Source organism: Nocardia sp. NPDC047648 (genome assembly GCF_040642815.1).
Taxonomy (GTDB): Bacteria; Actinomycetota; Actinomycetes; order Mycobacteriales; family Mycobacteriaceae; genus Nocardia; species Nocardia gamkensis.
Genome location: NZ_JBEYSX010000011.1, coordinates 1 through 18101, shown reverse-complemented (window position 1 = coordinate 18101; position 18101 = coordinate 1). Strand labels below are relative to the sequence as shown.

The window sequence follows — 18101 nt, the reverse complement described above, 5'->3', positions numbered from 1 at the left end:
CGTCGCGTCCTGCGCGATCACCCCTCCCCCCGCACCGGAGCCCACCACCGGCCACGAGCCGTGGTGGCACCGACCGAAAAGGATCGCCCTGATGGTGTACTCCGCCTTCAACCGGAAACCGGCCGCCACCGACGCCGAACCGTCTCCCGCGCCGGACGTCCCGTCCGCCCCCGCCGTCTTCGCACCCGATCCCGCGCGCTGGTGGCGCACCCGCCTGCGCGCCCCGCGTGCCGCCGACACTTCCGGCAACCCGCGCGTGCACGCCGTCGCCCCGGTCCGCGCCGAGCGCGACCGCCGCGCCGTCCGGTCCGCGCGCGGCATGCGCGCCGCACTGTGGCAGCAGGCGCTGCTGCTGGGACCCGATATCGCCGGATCCGGGACCCATCCGGCGCTGCGGCAGCAGATCGAGGCGGAGGGCACGGCCTGATGGCGCACTCCGGCTTCTTCCTCGCCGTGGAAGCGGCGGGCACCGGCGCGCACCCCGCGTCCTGGCGGCGTGCCGACTCGCGCGCCGAAGACCTGTTCACCGGACGGTACTGGACCGAGGTGATCGTCGCGGCCGAGCAAGCGGGCATCGACGCGGTGTTCCTGCCCGACTCGTTCGGCGTGCAGCCCGGCGGCCCCGGCGCCACCCGCGGCAGGCTCGACGCGGTCGCGATCGCCGCCCGCGTCGCGGCCGCCACCCACCGCGTCGGTCTGATTCCCCAGGCACCGGTCACCCACACCGAACCGTTCCATCTGGCGAAGGCGATCCAGAGCTTGGACTTCGCCACGCTCGGCCGAGCGGGGTGGGAGGTCACCGTCTCCGAAGGAGACGAGCAGGCGCGGGCGTTCGGGCGCAAACCGGCGCAGGACGCGGCCGCGCTGTGGCACGAGGCCGACGAGGCGATCGAGGTCGCCACCCGGCTGTGGGACAGCTGGGAGGACGACGCGGAGATCCGCGACGCCTCGACCGGCCGCTTCGTCGACCGGGACAAGCTGCACTACATCGACTTCACCGGCGACAACTTCGCCGTGAAGGGGCCCTCCATCACACCGCGCTCGCCACAGGGCCAACCGATCGTCGCGGTGCGCGCCGACGGCGCGGCCGCCACCGCGGTCGCGCTGCGCCGCGCCGACCTGATCCGGATCGGCGCGGACGATCTCGACGCGGCGCGGGCACGACGCACCGCGTTGCGCGCTGCGCTCGCGGACGCGGGACGCGACCCGGACAGCGTGCACGTGCTGCTGGATCTCGACATCCACCTGGCCGGCTCCGCGGACGCGGCACGGGCGGAAGCGCACACATTGGACGGCTGGGCCGGCCCGGTCCGTACCGCAGCGCCCAGCGCCCTGCGCCACCTCGGGACCGCCGAGACACTGCGCGAAGTGCTCGCGGCGGTGGATGCCGCCGAGGCCGCCGACGGCGTCGTCCTGCGGCCGCTCGCGCTTGCGGCCGCCGTGCGGCTGCTGCCCGCGATCAACCGGAAGCCGCTGTCGGACAGCCTATTACGCGCGCGCCTCGGGCTGCCCCGGCCGGAGAGCCGCTACGCCATCAGCACGAAAGGCACCCCGTCGTGACCGACAAGCCTCGCAAGCGGGTCCACCTCGCCGCCCACTTCCCCGGCGTGAACAACACCACCGTCTGGAGCGATCCCGAGTCGGGCAGCCAGATCGATTTCGCGTCGTTCGAGCATCTGGCGCGTACCGCCGAGCGCGGCCTGTTCGACTTCTTCTTCCTCGCCGAAGGACTGCGGCTACGCGAACATCGCGGCCGCATCCACGACCTCGACGTCGTGGGCAGGCCGGACACCTTCACCGTGCTCAACGCGCTGGCCGGGGTCACCGAGAAGCTGGGCTTGGCGGGCACCATCAACAGCACTTACAACGAGCCGTTCGAGCTGGCCAAGCAATTCGCCTCGCTCGACCATCTCTCCGGCGGCCGCGCGGCCTGGAACGTCGTGACCTCCTCCGACGCGTTCACCGGCGAGAACTTCCGGCGCGGCGGCTATCTCGCGCACGGCGAGCGCTACCACCGCGCGGCCGAGACCGTCGAGGTGACCCGCGCGCTGTGGGACAGCTGGGCCGCGGACGCACTGGTCGTCGACCGGCAGGCCGGGGTGTTCGCCCGGGAGATCCCCGAAACCCGCCATCGCGGAACACAGTTCGACATCACCGCCCGATTCGTGCTGCCGCCGAGCCCGCAGGGGCATCCGGTGCTGTTGCAGGCGGGCGACTCCGAAGACGGCCGGGAATTCGGCGCGGCCACGGCCGACGCGATCTTCACCGGCCACGGCACCCTCGAGGACGGGCAGCGCTTCTACGCCGACCTGAAAGGCCGCCTGGCCAAGTACGGGCGCACCCCCGACGAGCTGAAGATCTTCCCCGCCGCCACTTTCGTCCTCGGCGACACCGAGGCCGAGGCGCAGGAACGCGCCAGGCACATCCGCCTCCAACAGGTCGGCCCGCAGACCGCGATCGCCTTCCTCGAACAGGTCTGGGGCCGGGATCTGTCCGGGTACGACCCGGACGGACCGCTGCCCGACGTCGAGCCCGTCGACGACGTGAACATCACCCGCGGCCGCGTGCGGCACACCAAGGATCCCCGCGCGGTCGCCGAATCCTGGCGGGCCAGAGCCGAAGCCGAAGGGCTCAGCATCCGGGAGCTGATCATCGAGGTCACCGCGCGCCAGCAGTTCGTCGGCACACCCGCGGCGGTCGCCGAACGGATCGACGCCTACGTGCAGTCCGACGCCGCGGACGGTTTCATCCTCGTCCCGCACCTCACCCCGCACGGGCTGGACGAATTCGTCGACCGGGTCGTCCCGGAACTACAGGAGCGCGGCAGCTTCCGCACCGAGTACGCCGGAACCACCTTGCGCGACCACCTCGGCCTGCGCCATCCCCACCGCCGCACCACCGCCCACGAAGGAGCCGAAGCGTCATGACCACAAGCATCACCCCCGTTTTCGAGACCGAGTGGGCGCGCTGGCACCACAAGCGGGAAGACCAACTGCGCGACCCACTCGGCTTCCTCGGCCTGACCGCCCTGCACTGGCTCACCGACCGCCCCGAACGCCTGCCGGACCTGCCCGGCACCTGGTGGGTCACCGACGAGAAGGTGTTCATCACCGCCCAGCCCGCCGACCGGCTCGAATACGACGGGCTAGGCATCGCGGGCGTACAGATCGTCACCCCCGCCGAGGGGGCGCCCGGGCTACACGTCCGGCAGGAGCGCCGGGTGCTCGAGGTGATCCGCCGCACGGGCCGCTACGCCGTCCGGGTGCACGACCCCGCTTCGCCCGCCCTGCTGACCTTCGACGGCATCCCGGCCTACCGGCCCGACCCGCGCTGGGTGGTCCCGGGGCGCTTCACGCCGTTCGCGCAGCAGCGGACCGTGGTCACCGGCGCCGTGGTCGAGGGGCTCGAGCACCACCACAGCGCCGCGGGCACCATCGAATTCCGCATCGGCGAGGTGACCGAACGCGTCGTCGCGTTCGGCGAGCAGGACAACCTGCGGGTGTTGTTCACCGACGCCACGAGCGGTGTGACGACCTACCCGGCGGCGCGATCGCTGACCGTGAGCACGCCGGAGGCGGACGGCACGGTGCTGCTGGACTTCAACCGCGCCGCGAATCTGCCGTGCGCCTTCACCGATTTCGCGACCTGCCCGGTGGCGCCCGCGCAGAACCGGCTGCGCGTGGCCATCGAAGCGGGCGAGCAGGACCCACGGCCGGGACGTGCCGCATGAGCGGCCGGTTCGTTCCCCTCTCGATCCTGGACCTGTCCCCGATCAGCGCGGGCTCGACCGCGCAGCAGGCCCTGCGCAACACCGTCGATCTGGCCCGGCACGCCGAACAGTGGGGCTACCACCGGTACTGGCTGGCCGAACACCACTTCGTCTCGGTGGCCAGCTCCTCCTCGATCACCCTGATCGGGTTGGTCGCGGCGGCCACCGAGCGGATCCGGGTGGGTTCGGCCGCCGTGCAGGTCGGTCATCACACCTCGGCCTCGATCGTGGAGGCGTTCGGCACGATCGACGCGCTGTACCCGGGCCGGCTCGACCTGGGCCTCGGCCGGTCGGGTCATCGACGCGGCCAGTTCGGCGCGGAGGCCGCGCGGCCCGCGCGCGGCAAGCCCGTGGTCGGCACGGTGACCGGACGCACCGAGATCCGTGACGGCGTTGTCGTTCCGCCGCCGTTCGACCCGGGTCGCATCCTGGACCGGTCCAAGTTCATCGCCTCGGTGGGCGCCCTCCAGCAGCGCGGCGCGCAGCCGCTGGAGTTCGCCGAGCAGGTCGGCGAGGTGCGCGCTCTGCTGGCGGGCACCTTCGTCAGCCCGGAAGGCGTTGCGTTGCACGCGGTTCCCGGTGAGGGCGCGCAGGTGCGATTGTGGCTGTTCGGCAGCACGGCGGGTGAGAGCGCGGAGCTGGCCGGGCGGCTGGGGCTGCCGTTCGCCGCGGCCTATCACGTCTCGCCGGGCACCGCGCTGGACGCGATCGAGGCGTATCGCGCGGCGTTCCGCCCGTCCGCCGAGCTGGCCGAGCCGTACGTGGTGATTTCCGCGGACGTGGTCGTGGCCGAGGACGACGCCACCGCGCGGCGGCTGGCCGCTAGCTACGGCCACTGGGTGCACAGCATCCGCAGCGGCGCGGGCGCGGCCGACTACCCCGATCCGGCGACCATCGCCCCGCTCACCGCGGAGCAGCGACGCCTGGTCGACGATCGCCTCGCCACCCAGTTCGTGGGGTCACCGGGCACCGTCGTGGAGCGGCTGTCCGCGCTGCAACGCGTCAGCGGAGCGGATGAACTACTGGTGACCACGATCACCCACCGGCACGCCGATCGGCTGCAATCGCATCGGCTGCTCGCCGAGGCGTGGGGGCTGCGCGCGGCCCGCGCGGCCTGATGCTGCGCCGGCCGGTGTGCCCTCGAGCGCACCGGCCGGTCACCGAGGCCGCCACAGTGCTCGCCGGAACGGCTCGAACGCGCTGGCCGGGACGAGCGGCCCGCCGGGCACGGCGTCGAAGGGGCCGGTGCCGCGCACGTAGCGCACCCGAGCCGGGAGTCTCAGACGCTGACCGGGGCGGCCGTGACGCCGTAACCGAGGTTGGTCAGTACCTCGCTGGTCGCCTTGGCGAAATTGAGCGTGATGAAGTGCAGGCACGGCGCGCCCTCATCGATCAGCCGCTGGGCGATCTCGGTGGCGATCTCGATGCCCGCCGCGCGCACCGCCGCGGCGTTCTCCTCCCCGCCGTCGCCCGCCGCCGTGCGCAGCCGCCGCATGACCGAGTCCGGCAGCGGCCTGCCGCACAGCTCCTCGGCGCGCTGCACGGTGCGCAGCGACGTGATCGGCATCAGCTCCGGAATGATCGGCTTGGCGCCCTCGATCGGGTCCAGCGCCACCAGCCGATCGCGCAGGCGCAGGTAGTGCTCGACGTCGAAGAACATCTGGGTAATCGAATACTCCGCTCCCGCACGCAGTTTCGCGGCCAGGAACGCGGTGTCGGTCGCCAGGTCCGGCGAGCGGTGGTGGCCCTGCGGGAACGAGGCCACGCCGACGTGGAAGTCACCGAGGTCGCGCACGATACGCACCAACTCCTCGGCGTAGGAGACGCCCTGCGGATGCTTGTGCCACTCCCCCAGCGGGTCGCCCGGCGGATCGCCGCGCAGCACCAGGATGTTGCGGATACCGGAGTCGGCGTAGGCGCCGACCAGCGAGCGCAGCTCCGCGACGCTGTGCTCCACCGCCGTCAGGTGCGCGACCGGCAGCAGCGTCGTCTGCTGCGCCAGTTCCCCGGTCACCCGGACGGTGCGGTCGCGCGTGGAACCACCCGCGCCGTAGGTCATCGACACGAACGCGGGATGCATGCACTCGAACTGCCGCACGGCGCGCCACAGCCGCGCCTCGGCGGCGGCGTCGCGGGGCGGATTGAACTCCACGGAGAACGGCACCGCATGCCCCGCGTGAGCCCGCAGACTCTGTACGACCGAAGGTGTTCCAGAGACGTTCGGGTGCGTCCGGGACGGCCGGCCAGGGGTCGAGCTTCCCCGCACGTTGTCGAAAGTCACCGGTTCAGTGTAGAGGTGGCCGGTGGCGGCCCCGTCGGGTCGCTCGGACGTCCCGCGTATTCTTCGCTTCGAGCGACATGTTCGCCACGCCGAGCGACACGCGCGACCGTCCCCCGCTCGGCCCCGAATCACCCGCAGCGCCCGGGCACCCTCCGCGACCCCGTGCGTCCACCATCCGCACGACCTTGGAGGCTCCTCTGTCCGCCGCAACCGGTACTCAGACGCCGCGTCCCGCGGTGCCGCAGCCGGGCACCCCCGCCTTCGTCACCGCCGTGGAAGACGCCCTGACCAGTTTCTTCGCCACCCGCCGCCCGACGACCGAGCGCCTCGGCCCGGTCTTCGTCGAGGCCACCGACGCGCTCGAGCAGTTCGTGCTGCGCGGCGGGAAACGCACCAGGCCCGCGTTCGCGTGGACCGGGTGGCTCGGAGCGGGCGGAGATCCGCACGCCCCCGAGGCCACCGCGGTGCTCACCGCCTGCTCCGCGCTCGAACTCGTCCAGGCCTGCGCGCTGATCCACGACGACATCATCGATTCCTCCCGCACCCGCCGCCGCTTCCCCACCGTGCACGTCGACTTCGAGCAGCGCCACCGCGACCGCGGCTGGGCGGGCGACTCGGCGCACTTCGGCGCCAGCGTGGCCATCCTGGTCGGCGACCTGGCGCTGTCCTGGGCCGACGACATGGTGCACGCGTCCGGACTGGCGCCCGCGGCCATCGCCCGGTTCGCCCCCGTGTGGGCCGACATGCGCACCGAGGTGCTCGGCGGTCAACTGCTCGACATCAACGGCGAGGCGGGCGGCGACGAATCGGTCGAGGCCGCGCTGCGGATCAACCGCTACAAGACCGCCGCCTACACCGTCGAACGCCCGCTGCACCTCGGCGCCGCCATCGCCGCCGCCGATCAGCACCTGATCGAGGCCTACCGCCGGTTCGGCACCGCGATCGGGATCGCCTTCCAGCTGCGCGACGATCTGCTCGGCGTTTTCGGCGATCCGGCCGTCACCGGCAAGCCCTCCGGCGACGACCTGCGCGAAGGCAAGCGCACCGTGCTGCTGGCCGAAGCGCTGCGCCGCGCCGACGAGATCGACGCCGCCGCGGCCGCGCTGCTGCGTTCGAGTATCGGCACCGACCTGAGCGCCGAGCAGGTGCAGCGGCTGCGCGCGCTGCTCGCCGAACTGGGCGCGGTCGACGAGGTGGAACGCCGGATCGCCGAACTCACCGACAGCGGTCTGGCCGCGATCGAGGCCAGTTCGGCGACGCCGGTGGCCAAGGAACGGCTGCGCGCGATGGCGCTGGCCGCGACCGAGCGCGCGGCGTGAGCCGGGTATCGGGCGCCACGGCAAGGAGACGAACCGGATGAGAACCGTTGCGGGACCGACCGACCGCGTCGTGGTGGTCGGCGCGGGCCTGGCCGGCCTGTCGGCCGCCCTCTACCTGACCGGCGCGGGTCACACGGTCACGCTGCTCGAGCGGGCCGACCACCCCGGCGGCCGGGTGGGCCGGTACCGGGGCGCCGATTACGAGATCGATTCCGGCGCCACCGTCCTCACCCTGCCCGAACTGATCACCGACGCGCTCGCCGCCGTGGGCCGCGCCCCGGAGACCTGCGAGCCCCCGCTGCGCATCCACCGGCTGGCGCCGGGCTATCACGCCCGGTTCGCCGACGGCGCGCAGATCAGGGTCTTCGCCGACCCGGACGCCATGGCCGCAGAGGTCGAGCGGACCTGCGGCCCGGCCGAGGCACGCGGATACCGGCGCCTGCGCGCATGGCTGGCACGGGTCTACGCGGCGGAGTTCACCGAGTTCATGGACACCAACTTCGACTCGCCGCTGGATATGGTGCGCCTCCCCGAAAAGCGCCGCGCGCTGGTCGAATTGGCGCGTCTCGGTGGGTTCGGCAGGCTCGGCCCGCAGGTGCGCCGGTTCCTGCGGGATCCGCGCCTGGCGCGCCTGTTCACCTTCCAAGCCCTCTACGCGGGCATGCCGCCCGCGCAGGCGCTCGCCGTCTACGGCGCGATCCCGCATATGGACACCTCGCTGGGCGTCTACTTCCCCGAGGGCGGTATGCGCGCGATCGCCGCGGCGCTGGCGCAGGCGTTCGCCGAGGCAGGCGGCACGCTGGAACTGAACGCCGAGGTGGTCGGCATCGACTACGCGGGCAGGCGGGCCCGGCGCGCCCGCACCGCCGACGGGCGCTCGTTCGACTGTGACGCGCTCGTGCTCACCGCCGACCTCGGCTCGCTGGACCGTTTCGGTGTGCGACCGCGGCGCGGGCTGCGCGCCTCGCCGTCGGCGCTCGTCGCGCACGGCACCGTCCCCGCCGCGGTCGCGGCGCGATGGCCGGTGCAGGCGCACCACACCATCGAGTTCGGGCAGGCCTGGGACCGCACGTTCACCGAGATCACCGCCCGCCGCGGCCGTGGCAAGCTGATGAGCGACCCCTCGCTGCTGCTGACCAGGCCCGCTCTGACCGATCCGAGCCTGTTCGTCGAACGCGGCGACGGACGCCACGAGCCCTTCTCCTTGCTCGCGCCGTGCCCGAATCTCGCGGCGGCGCCGCTGGACTGGCCGCGTCTCGGCCCCGCATACCTCCGCGAGTTGCTCACCGTGCTGGAAGCGCGCGGCTACCGGGGCATCGCCGAGCACTTCACCGTCGACCGGCTCGACACACCTCGGACGTGGCTCGACTACGGCATGCTCGCGGGCACGCCGTTCTCCGCCGCACACCTCTTCCGGCAGACCGGCCCCTTCAGGCCGCGCAATTTCCCGCGCTCCAGCGACAACGTGGTTATCGCCGGTTGCGGCACCACTCCGGGCGTGGGCGTGCCGACCGCCCTGTTATCCGGAAAACTGGCGGCAAACCGCATCGCGGGCGAGGTCGGGCGCACTTCGCGTGCGACCCCGCGCACCAGCCGGATAGTGTTCGAGACGACGCCGTAAACTAAGCGCCGACCTATTCGCTCGCGGTTGCGACCGCCGACCACTCGGGGGGACCGACACCAGATGGCATCCCCCGAAACGCGCACCGCAGAGGCCGCCTCCGCCGGTGACACCCGTCCCTCGTCGCCCGCCTCCGCACGTCGCGAATCGGCCACCGACCGCGGGTTCCTGTGGTGGATGCGCACCTGCGCCGACTTCGCCAGAAGCCCCGAGGGCCATGCCGCCCTGCTCGGTTTCTTCGGCGCGATCATGATCATGTTCGGCGGTTTCGGCGCGGGCAGCGTGCGCAAGCGCGACCCGCTGCTGGAGGCCATGCACCTGTCCTGGCTGCGGTTCGGGCACGGTTACGCGCTGTCGACCATCTGCATCTGGATCGGCGTGCTGCTCATGATCACCGCCTGGGTCCGCCTCGGGCGCGCCACGATCGGCACCGGCGACCGGACCGGCGCCGAGGTGACGCTCAACGAGCTGCGCGCCATCGTCGGCATCTGGATCGCGCCGCTGCTGTTCGCCGTGCCGATGTTCAGCCGCGACGCCTACTCCTACCTGGCCCAGGGCGCGCTGCTGCGCGACGGCTTCGACCCCTATCAGGTCGGCCCGGTCGCGAATCCCGGTGTGCTGCTGGACAACGTCAGCCCGGTGTGGACCACCACCACCGCGCCCTACGGCCCGGTCTTCCTGCTGCTCGGTCGTGCGATCACCGCCGTGACCGGCGACAACGTGGTGGCGGGCACCATCGCGATGCGGCTGGTCATGCTGCCCGGTCTGGCGCTGATGATGTGGGCGGTGCCGTATCTGACCAAGCACCTCGGCGGCAAGCCGACCGTCGCGCTGTGGCTGGCTGTGCTCAACCCGCTGGTGCTGATCCACCTGATCGGCGGCGTGCACAACGAGATGCTGATGGTCGGGCTGATGTGCGCGGGCATCGCGCTGGTGCTGGAGCGCCACCACGTGGCGGGCATCGTGGTCGTCGCGATCGGCGTGGCCATCAAGGCGACCGCGGGCGTCGCGCTGCCGTTCCTGGTCTGGATCTGGATGCTGCACGAACGCGAACGCCGCGCCGCCCAGCGGGTCGGGCGCGATCCGGCGCACCTGCCCGCCAGCGAGCAGCCCGGCGACGCCGCGGAGCCGACGGAGGACATGCCGCATCCCGCGCTGATGTTCGGCAAGATCGCCGGGCTCGGGCTGAGCGTGTTCGCGGTCGTGTTCGTCGCCGCGTCGGCCGTCGCGGGCGTCGGCATCGGCTGGCTGACCGCGTTGTCCGGGTCGAAGAAGATCATCAACTGGCTCTCGCTGCCGACCGTGATGGCGCACGCGATCACCTGGATAACCCCGCTGCGACTGGAATCGGTGCTCGAGGTGACCCGCGCGATGTGCGCGCTGGCCTTGGTCGCCGTGCTCGCCCTGACCTGGTGGCGCTTCCGGCACAGCGAGCGCGAGGCGGTGCTGGGCATCCTGATCGCGTTCGTCGCGATCGTCATCCTCTCGCCCGCCGCGCTGCCCTGGTACTACTCGTGGCCGCTGGCGCTGGCCGCCGGGTTCGCGCTGTCCACCACGACGCTGATGGCGCTGGTCGGCGTGTGCACCTGGTTGATGCTGGTCTTCCAGCCGGACGGTTCGATCGGCCTGTACAACTTCTGGCACGTTGTCGCAGCCACCTTCGCCGCGAGCGTGGCGGCGCTGTCGCTGCGCACGGTGGACCCGCTGCGCCTGCGCACCACGCCGCCGAGCACGGTGACGGCCGCGCCCGGCGAGGCCACCGCTTCGCCCGCCGCCCGATGACCGAAGGCCGGCTACCCAGCTCCGCCCTGCTCCCGCTCGCCTATCGCGAGTGCAGGCAGATCGCCGCCGCGCACGGCCGCACCTACTTCCTGGCCACCCGGCTGCTCTCGGCCGAGCGACGGCCCGCCGTGCACGCGCTGTACGCGTTCGCGCGCATGGTGGACGACGTCGTCGACCGCACGGGCCGTCCCACCGCCGCGAACGACAGCGACCCGATCACCGAACTCGACCGAATCGAGCGGGACCTGCGGGCCGCGCTGGGATCGCACACCGGCAAGGCCCGCGGCGACGCGCTGCTGCCTTCCGGCCCGAATCCGGAGCACGAACGAATCCGGGAAGCGGGCCTACGGCCGCGCGCCCTCGTGCTCGCCGCCGTCACCCACACCATCCACCGCTACGGCATCGCGGCACAGCACTTCTGGACGTTCCTGGACTCCATGCGCATGGACGCGCCCGGCACCCCGTCCTTCCGTAACCGCTACGCCACCATGGCCGAGTTGCGCGACTACATGCGCGGCTCCGCGGCCGCGATCGGATTGCAGCTGCTGCCCGTGCTCGGCACGGTCGTCCCGGTGCCGGAGGCCGAACCCGCCGCCGCCGCTCTGGGCGAGGCGTTCCAGCTCACCAACTTCCTGCGCGACGTCGCGGAGGATCTCGACCGCGACCGGGTCTACCTGCCCGCCGATGCCCTCACCGCGTTCGGCGTCGACGACGATCTGCTGTTCGAATGCCGGCGCACCGGCCGCACCGATCCGCGCGTCCGCCGTGCCCTCGCCCATCTCATCGCGGTCAACCGGGACCTCTACCGCCGCGCCGAATCCGGCATCGACCTGCTCGAACCCCGGGTACGCCCCGCCATCCGCACCGCGGCCACCCTCTACTCCGACATCCTGCACCACATCGAACGCAGCGACTACGCCGTCTTCGACCACCGCGCCGCGGTGCCCCGCCACCACCGCCTGCGCATAGCCGCCGCCGAATTCACCACCGCCACCCTGCGCAACCGCCTGGACCGCTGAGCACCCTCCCGGCACCGCGCATCCATAGCGATCTGGCAGCCGACATCTCGGTAGCGCGAACCGCCGGATTTCCCCCCGTCCGCGCCACAGACGCCGAGCGGCACGGCGCACCGCATCCATGCGCCCGAACAGCCGCCGAAGGTCATGAGCAGGCCGAAACCTCCGACCACCCCACAACGGCGAACTCCAAGGCAGCACCCTCCCTGCTACCGCAACCACACCAGCTCAACCACCGGTTTCGAGCGAAGCGAGACCGAGCATCCGCCGTTCGCGGCCCGGCTCGCGTCCGAGCGGCCGCCGCGTACGCGACGAAGGAGCAAGCGGCGGTCGCTCGGACGCGAGCCATCAAGGGGCCGCGAACACGCCGCGCCCGCGCGGCCGAAAACTCAGAACGGGTCCGCGGCCGCCCGGCGCAGGACTTCGCGGGCCAGGGGGCCGTGCAGGGCGTCGATCGGTTTGCCGGGCAGGCTCTCGTCTTCGGTGAAGATCCACTCCAGGATCTCCTCGTCGGTGTATTTGGCGTCGCGCATCACGGTGATCAGGCCGGGCAGCGGCTTCACGACCGCGCCGGTGTCGTCGAAGAACCGTTCGGGGACGCCCGCGACGCCGTTTCTGCGGAGGGCGAGCAACTGGTGATCGCGCAGCATCTGGTGCACCCGGGTCACCACCAGCCCGAGTCGGTCGGCCACCTCCGGCAGCGGCACGAGGGCCACCGACTGCGGAAGGACGTCGTCACAGCAGGGAAATGCACTCACCCGGATAACGGTAGACGGTGACCTGCCGCACGTCGTGAGACACCCGGGGTGGTGGGAGTCGATACCATCGTGGGGGCCGCACGGAGCGGCAAACTTTGTGAAAGCCGGAGGACTTCTCTTGATCGGCCAGATGCTGGAAGGGCGCTATCGGATCGATGCGCCGATCGCCCGCGGCGGAATGTCGATGGTCTTCCGCGGGGTCGACACCCGCCTGGACCGGCCGGTCGCCATCAAGGTGATGGACCCGAAGTTCGCAGGCGACCCGCAGTTCCTGTCCCGATTCGAGTTCGAGGCGCGCGCGGTCGCCAAGCTCAAGCATCCTTCGCTGGTCGCGGTGTACGACCAGGGCATCGACGGCGACCATCCCTTCTTGATCATGGAGCTGGTCGAGGGCGGCACGCTGCGCGAGCTGCTGCGCGAACGCGGCCCGATGCCACCGCACGCAGTGCGTGCCGTCGCCGAACCGGTACTGGCGGCGATCGGCGTCGCGCACTCCGCGGGGCTGGTGCACCGCGACATCAAACCGGAGAACGTGCTGATCTCCGACGCGGGCGAGGTGAAGATCGCCGACTTCGGGTTGGTGCGCGCGGTGGCCGCGGCGAACACCACGTCGGCCAGCGTCATCCTCGGCACCGCCGCTTACCTGTCGCCCGAGCAGGTCACCAGCGGCTCCGCCGACTCCCGCAGCGACGTCTACTCCTTCGGCGTGCTGATCTTCGAAATGCTCACCGGCCGTGTCCCGTTCACCGGCGACACCTCGATCTCGGTGGCCTATCAGCGCATCGAGAACGATGTGCCGAGCCCGAGCGGATTCATCTCCGGGGTGCCGCCGGAGTTCGACGAGCTGGTGGCCGAGGCCACCGCGCGCGACCCCGCGCTCCGGTTCGCCGACGCGAACGAGATGGCCGCCGCCCTGCGGCAGATCGGCACCGCGCTGCGCCTGCCTCCCTATCGGGTGCCCGCGCCCCAGGAGTCCGCCGAGCATCTCAGTGCCGGCTACCGCGCCGTCGCGCCGGATCACGACGACCGGCCGGATTTCGCGGGCGCGTCGGCCCACGACCCCCATGCCCCGCAGCCGGTGCAGCACACCAAAGTGGTCACCGCCCAGCGGCCCCGCGTCGACTACAGCCCCCCGGCGGACTACGACCGGCCTCAACCGGCGCGTCAGGCCCACCCCGCGCCGCCGTACGCGCCGCCCTACGCCGACGAGCTCAACCGCTCGCGGCGCACCGTGTGGATATGGGTGGCCATCGTCGCGACGCTCACGCTGCTGGTCGGCATCGGGGGCTGGTGGCTGGGTGTCGGCCGGTATTCCGCGGTGCCGCCGATCGCCGGGCTGGACACCGACAAGGCGGTCGCCACGCTGCAGAACGCCGGGTTCGAGACCGAGATCCGGCAGAAGGCGTCGGACACGATCCCGGTCGGCGGCGTGGTCGGCAGCGACCCGTCGGCCGGTTCCAAGATCACCAAGGGTTCCACGGTCGCCGTCCTGGTCTCCAATGGCAAGCCCAAGGTGCCCGACGTCAAAGCGGGTGACCAGGTGTCGAAGGTCAATCAGTTGATCCGGGACAACGGGCTGCAACCGGTCGACGCGGGCGAAGAGTCCAACACCGCCCCCAAGGGAACGGTCGCCCGGGTGGAACCGCGACCGGGCACCGTACTGCCACTGGGCGCGCAGGTGAAGGTCTACCGCAGCAAGGGATCGCAGCCGGTCAAGGTCCCCGACGTCCGCGGCAAGCCGACCGACGAGGCCACCAAGATCCTCAGTGCCGCCGGAATCGCGATCCGCGAGACCAAACCCCAGTTCGACCGCAGCATCGAGGCGGACAAGGCCATCGGCACCCAGCCGGGGGCGGGCGCCACCATCCAATCGGGTGACGGCGTCGTCCTGCTGATCTCCAATGCCCTGAAGATGCCCGACGTCCGCGGATGGACCGTGGCCAACGCCCGCGCCAAGCTGGAAAGCCTCGGCTTGCAGGTCGAGGTCAAACAATTGGCCCGAGCCGACAGCTCTCTGGTGGTCTCGCAAACTCCGGCCATCGGCGTCAACCTCGAGGCGGGCGACACCGTCACCATCGTGGCGCTTCCCTGACCGGAAGCAAGCCCGGCCGCTGACGCGGCTCGGACCTCAGCGCAGCATCTCGGCGACGAGGAACGCCAGCTCCAGCGACTGCTGGGTGTTCAGCCGGGGGTCGCAGGCGGTCTCGTAGCGGCCGGACAGATCGAGGTCGGAGATGTCCTGGGCGCCGCCGAGGCATTCGGTGACGTCCTCGCCGGTGAGTTCGATGTGCATGCCGCCGGGGTGCGTGCCGAGCGCGTGGTGCACTTCGAAGAAGCCCTGCACCTCGTCGACGATGCGGTCGAAGTGACGGGTCTTGAAGCCGGTGGACGCCTCGTGCGTGTTGCCGTGCATCGGGTCGCACTGCCAGATCACCTGGTGGCCGGTGGCCTGGACCTTTTCGATGATGGGCGGCAGCACGTCGCGGACCTTGCTGTGGCCCATGCGCGAGACGATGGTCAGGCGGCCCGGCTCGTTGTTCGGGTCCAGCCGCTCCACGTACTCCACGGCCTGCTCGGGCGTGGTGGACGGGCCGATCTTCAGGCCGATCGGGTTGGCGACCAGTTCCGCGAACGCGATGTGCGCGCCGTCGAGCTGGCGGGTGCGTTCACCGATCCAGAGGAAGTGCGCCGACAGGTCGTAGAGCACCGGCTCGCCGATCGCGTTGTGACTCAGGCGCAGCATGGCGCGCTCGTAGTCCAGCACGAGCGCCTCGTGGCTGGCGTAGATGCGCGCCGCTTTCAGGCTGGGATCGTTCACCCGGCACGCGGTCATGAACGCCAGGCCGCGATCGATCTCCTCGGCCAGTGCCTCGTAGCGCGCACCGGCGGGCGACTTGGCCACGAAGTCGCGGTTCCAGTCGTGCACCTTGTGCAGGTCGGCCATGCCCGCGCCGGTGAGCGCGCGCACGAGGTTCATCGCCGCGCTGGCGTTGGCGTAGGCCCGGACCAGGCGGGAGGGATCGTGCTCGCGCAGCGCCGCGTCGGCGGCCAGCGCGTTCACCATGTCGCCACGGTAGGACTTGAGGCCGAGCGCATCGGTGTCCGACGAGCGCGGTTTGGCGTATTGGCCCGCGATCCGCGCGACCTTCACCACCGGCAGGCTCGCACCGTAGGTGAGCACGACCGCCATCTGCAGCAGGGTGCGGATGTTGCCGCGAATATGCGGCTCGGTGTTGTCGGCGAACGTCTCCGCGCAGTCGCCGCCCTGCATGAGGAACGCCTCACCGCGGGCGACTTCGGCCAGCTGAGAGCGCAGCTCCTCCACCTCGGCGGGCACGCAGATCGGCGGCACGCTCTCGAGTACGGTGCGCATCTCGGCCGCCTGCCCCGGATCCCAGGACGGCTGCTGCAGCGCAGGTCGCGCCAGCGCGTCGTCCAGCCGCCTGCGCAGCTCGGCGGGCAGCGGCGGCAGTTCCGGCAGGCGATCGATGGGTACGTCGACGGTCCAGTTCACCAGTCCAGAATACGGACCGCCACCCCCGCGCAGGAACCCAGTCCCAGGGCTGGAATCGCCCCACCCGAGGTGAATGGCTTGCCCCCCGGTGGGTATCGGCCGCCGGGGAACCTCGGGACGCAACGCGAATTCACTACCGGTTGGATGCCGCGTCTACGACCTCGTCGCATTATCGTCTTCGGCAGCACCGTAGAGTTCGAGGATTTCTTTCGCCCAGGCGACCAGATCTCGCACTCTCTGCCCTGTCGGCTGACGCCTGAGCCACAACTCCAGGTTCTCCGGCCGGTTGTCCAACTTATCGCCGTTGATATGGTGAACATTCTCTCCCGGACGCAGCTTTCTGCCCAGTTCAGCCTCCTGACAAGCCGGTGCTCTAATTCCCAGCCCCTTCCGGAAGACGGATCATCAAATAACCATACGAAGATATCCGCCGCCCATCGTGTGAGCTTTTGCGACGCCGTCCGGGCGACCCCCCGTCCCGGGGCGGCATCGGCACTCCCCCAACGCCGAACCTTATGGATGTGCGCTCGACGGATTCCATGCTTCATAACTGCTGGCCTAGAACAGCTTTCGATGCCACAGCGCGGAAGCACCCCGTACGGGTCCTGCGCATAATGTTTGCCACACACGCCTCGCGCTCGTACCTGACGTGTGCGACCTTCTACACTGCATACGAGAACACTGGCCATTCCACCCCCCGTGTTGCCGAATTACTGCCAGCGAAGATATCAGAGAGGCTTGGTGCTTGAAGTATTTTTATGACTGCGAATTCATCGAGGACGGTGTGACCATCGATTTGGTCTCCATCGGCGTCGTCTGCGAGGACGGCAGGGAGTACTACGCGGTGTCGACCGAATTCGATGCCGGACGCGCGGGTCCCTGGGTGCGCAAATTCGTTTTGCCCCAGCTGCCGTCGCCTTCCTCTCCGTTGTGGCGCAGCCGTGCCCGGATCCGGGACGAGCTGTACGCGTTCCTGGTGCCGCGGCCGACCGTGCAACCGGAGCTGTGGGCCTGGGTGTCCGCCTACGACCACGTCGCCCTGTGCCAACTGTGGGGCTCCATGGTCGACCTGCCCAACACCCTGCCGCGCTACACCAACGAATTGCGCCAGCACTGGGAGGCGCACAGCCGTCCCGAACTGCCGCCGATCCCGCCGGACGCGCACGACGCCCTGGCCGACGCCCGGCACAACCTCGCCAAGTTCGAAGCCATCGAGGCCGCACGCCGCGCGGCGCCACGCCTGTGACATCCGCGCTATGACACCGAACGGCCCCCGGGTCGCATTCGACTCGGGGGCCGTTCGGTGGGGCGGACGTCAGTGGCCGTGCTTGCCGTTCGCCGCCTCCTGAGCGCGCTGCAGCACCTTCAGCTGCCTGTGCTCTTCCTCGTGCTCGATCTCGAAGTTCCGAGCGCTCTCCTCCTGCGGATCGGGCCGCAGGAAGCTGCCGGTGCCCGGCTTGCCCGCCGAACCCAGCTTGCTCATCTTCTTCGGCACCGGTGCGCCCTGGTACTCCAGCGGAATCGGGTGACCGTGTCCGTCGACCGGGCCGAGCGGCTGATGCACCTCGATGTACTCGCCGTGCGGCAGACGCTTGATCACACCCGTCTCGATGCCGTGCTCGAGCACCGCGCGGTCGCTGCGCTGCAAGCCGAGGCAGAACCGGTACGCGATGTAGTACGCCGCGGGCGGGGCGACGAGCAGGCCGATGCGCCCGATCCACGTGGTCGCGTTCAGCGAGATGTCGAACTTCAGGGCGATGATGTCGTTGACGCACGACAACGTCAGCACCACGTAGAACGCGATCGCCATCGCGCCGATCGCCGTCCGGACCGGAACGTCACGCGGACGCTGCAGCAGGTTGTGATGGGCACTGTTGTCGCCGGTGAGCCGCTTCTCGATCCACGGGTAGGCGATCAGCACGGTGAACACCAGGCCCATGATCAGCGCGACCCAGAACACCGCGGGCACGGTGTAGCGGCCCAGATACAGCTCCCACGGCGGCATCAACCGGGCCATGCCGTCGGTCCACATCATGTAGAA

Annotated in this window: 15 protein-coding genes and 1 pseudogene; 11 read left to right on the top strand and 5 right to left on the bottom strand. The window is 70.8% G+C overall.

Going from position 1 to position 18101, the window contains the following annotated elements:
- Window positions 1-91 precede the first annotated feature (91 nt).
- Genes ABZ803_RS22465 through ABZ803_RS22445 form a run of 5 tightly spaced genes read left to right on the top strand, consistent with a single transcriptional unit; the run spans window position 92 to window position 4887 of the window.
- Entirely contained in the window at window positions 92-427 is a 336-nt protein-coding gene (locus ABZ803_RS22465) for a hypothetical protein (protein WP_357041398.1), read from the top strand.
- Window positions 427-1560, top strand: coding sequence for an LLM class flavin-dependent oxidoreductase (locus ABZ803_RS22460; protein ID WP_357041395.1), 1134 nt, complete (start codon window positions 427-429; stop codon window positions 1558-1560). The genes ABZ803_RS22465 and ABZ803_RS22460 overlap by 1 nt, the downstream gene beginning before the upstream one ends.
- A complete protein-coding gene (locus tag ABZ803_RS22455; RefSeq protein WP_357041392.1) occupies window positions 1557-2927 on the top strand; it encodes an NtaA/DmoA family FMN-dependent monooxygenase in 1371 nt (456 codons plus the stop codon). The genes ABZ803_RS22460 and ABZ803_RS22455 overlap by 4 nt, the downstream gene beginning before the upstream one ends.
- Window positions 2924-3730, top strand: coding sequence for a DUF1684 domain-containing protein (locus ABZ803_RS22450; protein ID WP_357041389.1), 807 nt, complete (start codon window positions 2924-2926; stop codon window positions 3728-3730). Before ABZ803_RS22455 ends, ABZ803_RS22450 begins: the two co-directional genes overlap by 4 nt.
- A complete protein-coding gene (locus tag ABZ803_RS22445) occupies window positions 3727-4887 on the top strand; it encodes an LLM class flavin-dependent oxidoreductase (protein ID WP_357041386.1) in 1161 nt (386 codons plus the stop codon). The genes ABZ803_RS22450 and ABZ803_RS22445 overlap by 4 nt, the downstream gene beginning before the upstream one ends.
- Window positions 4888-5048: 161 nt before the next feature.
- Here ABZ803_RS22445 and ABZ803_RS22440 read toward each other — a convergent pair whose 3' ends face one another.
- Window positions 5049-6050: a methylenetetrahydrofolate reductase gene (locus ABZ803_RS22440; protein WP_063054036.1), complete on the bottom strand. Its 1002-nt coding sequence runs from the start codon at window positions 6048-6050 to the stop codon at window positions 5049-5051.
- 236 nt (window positions 6051-6286) lie between these two features.
- Here ABZ803_RS22440 and ABZ803_RS22435 point away from each other — a divergent pair, with 236 nt between their 5' ends.
- The 4 genes from ABZ803_RS22435 to ABZ803_RS22420 all read left to right on the top strand — a co-directional run bounded on the left by ABZ803_RS22435 (window position 6287) and on the right by ABZ803_RS22420 (window position 11791).
- Window positions 6287-7369: a polyprenyl synthetase family protein gene (locus tag ABZ803_RS22435; RefSeq protein ID WP_357041977.1), complete on the top strand. Its 1083-nt coding sequence runs from the start codon at window positions 6287-6289 to the stop codon at window positions 7367-7369.
- Window positions 7370-7406: 37 nt separating this feature from the next.
- A complete protein-coding gene (crtI, locus tag ABZ803_RS22430) occupies window positions 7407-8990 on the top strand; it encodes a phytoene desaturase family protein (RefSeq protein WP_357041383.1) in 1584 nt (527 codons plus the stop codon).
- A gap of 177 nt (window positions 8991-9167) precedes the next feature.
- Window positions 9168-10772, top strand: coding sequence for an alpha-(1->6)-mannopyranosyltransferase A (locus tag ABZ803_RS22425; RefSeq protein ID WP_357041974.1), 1605 nt, complete (start codon window positions 9168-9170; stop codon window positions 10770-10772).
- Window positions 10769-11791: a phytoene/squalene synthase family protein gene (locus tag ABZ803_RS22420; RefSeq protein WP_357041380.1), complete on the top strand. Its 1023-nt coding sequence runs from the start codon at window positions 10769-10771 to the stop codon at window positions 11789-11791. Before ABZ803_RS22425 ends, ABZ803_RS22420 begins: the two co-directional genes overlap by 4 nt.
- A gap of 386 nt (window positions 11792-12177) precedes the next feature.
- On the opposite strand, the gene ABZ803_RS22415 is transcribed toward ABZ803_RS22420, so the two are convergent.
- Window positions 12178-12546, bottom strand: coding sequence for an Rv2175c family DNA-binding protein (locus tag ABZ803_RS22415; RefSeq protein ID WP_040865896.1), 369 nt, complete (start codon window positions 12544-12546; stop codon window positions 12178-12180).
- A 130-nt stretch (window positions 12547-12676) separates the two neighbouring features.
- Here ABZ803_RS22415 and pknB point away from each other — a divergent pair, with 130 nt between their 5' ends.
- Entirely contained in the window at window positions 12677-14638 is a 1962-nt protein-coding gene (gene pknB / locus ABZ803_RS22410; RefSeq protein WP_357041970.1) for a Stk1 family PASTA domain-containing Ser/Thr kinase, read from the top strand.
- 36 nt (window positions 14639-14674) lie between these two features.
- Here the strand turns inward: pknB and ABZ803_RS22405 are convergent, their stop codons facing one another.
- Both ABZ803_RS22405 and ABZ803_RS22400 read right to left on the bottom strand, forming a co-directional pair.
- On the bottom strand, window positions 14675-16060 hold the full coding sequence (locus ABZ803_RS22405; protein ID WP_357041376.1) for a class II 3-deoxy-7-phosphoheptulonate synthase: 1386 nt from the start codon (window positions 16058-16060) through the stop codon (window positions 14675-14677).
- 153 nt (window positions 16061-16213) lie between these two features.
- Window positions 16214-16408, bottom strand: coding sequence for an HNH endonuclease (locus ABZ803_RS22400; protein ID WP_357041967.1), 195 nt, complete (start codon window positions 16406-16408; stop codon window positions 16214-16216).
- A 397-nt stretch (window positions 16409-16805) separates the two neighbouring features.
- Between ABZ803_RS22400 and ABZ803_RS22395 the strand changes: the two genes are divergently transcribed.
- On the top strand, window positions 16806-17306 hold the full coding sequence (locus tag ABZ803_RS22395; protein WP_357041373.1) for a polyadenylate-specific 3'-exoribonuclease AS: 501 nt from the start codon (window positions 16806-16808) through the stop codon (window positions 17304-17306).
- A gap of 69 nt (window positions 17307-17375) precedes the next feature.
- Here the strand turns inward: ABZ803_RS22395 and ABZ803_RS22390 are convergent.
- Window positions 17376-18101: pseudogene (locus tag ABZ803_RS22390) on the bottom strand (cytochrome b); the annotation flags it as partial.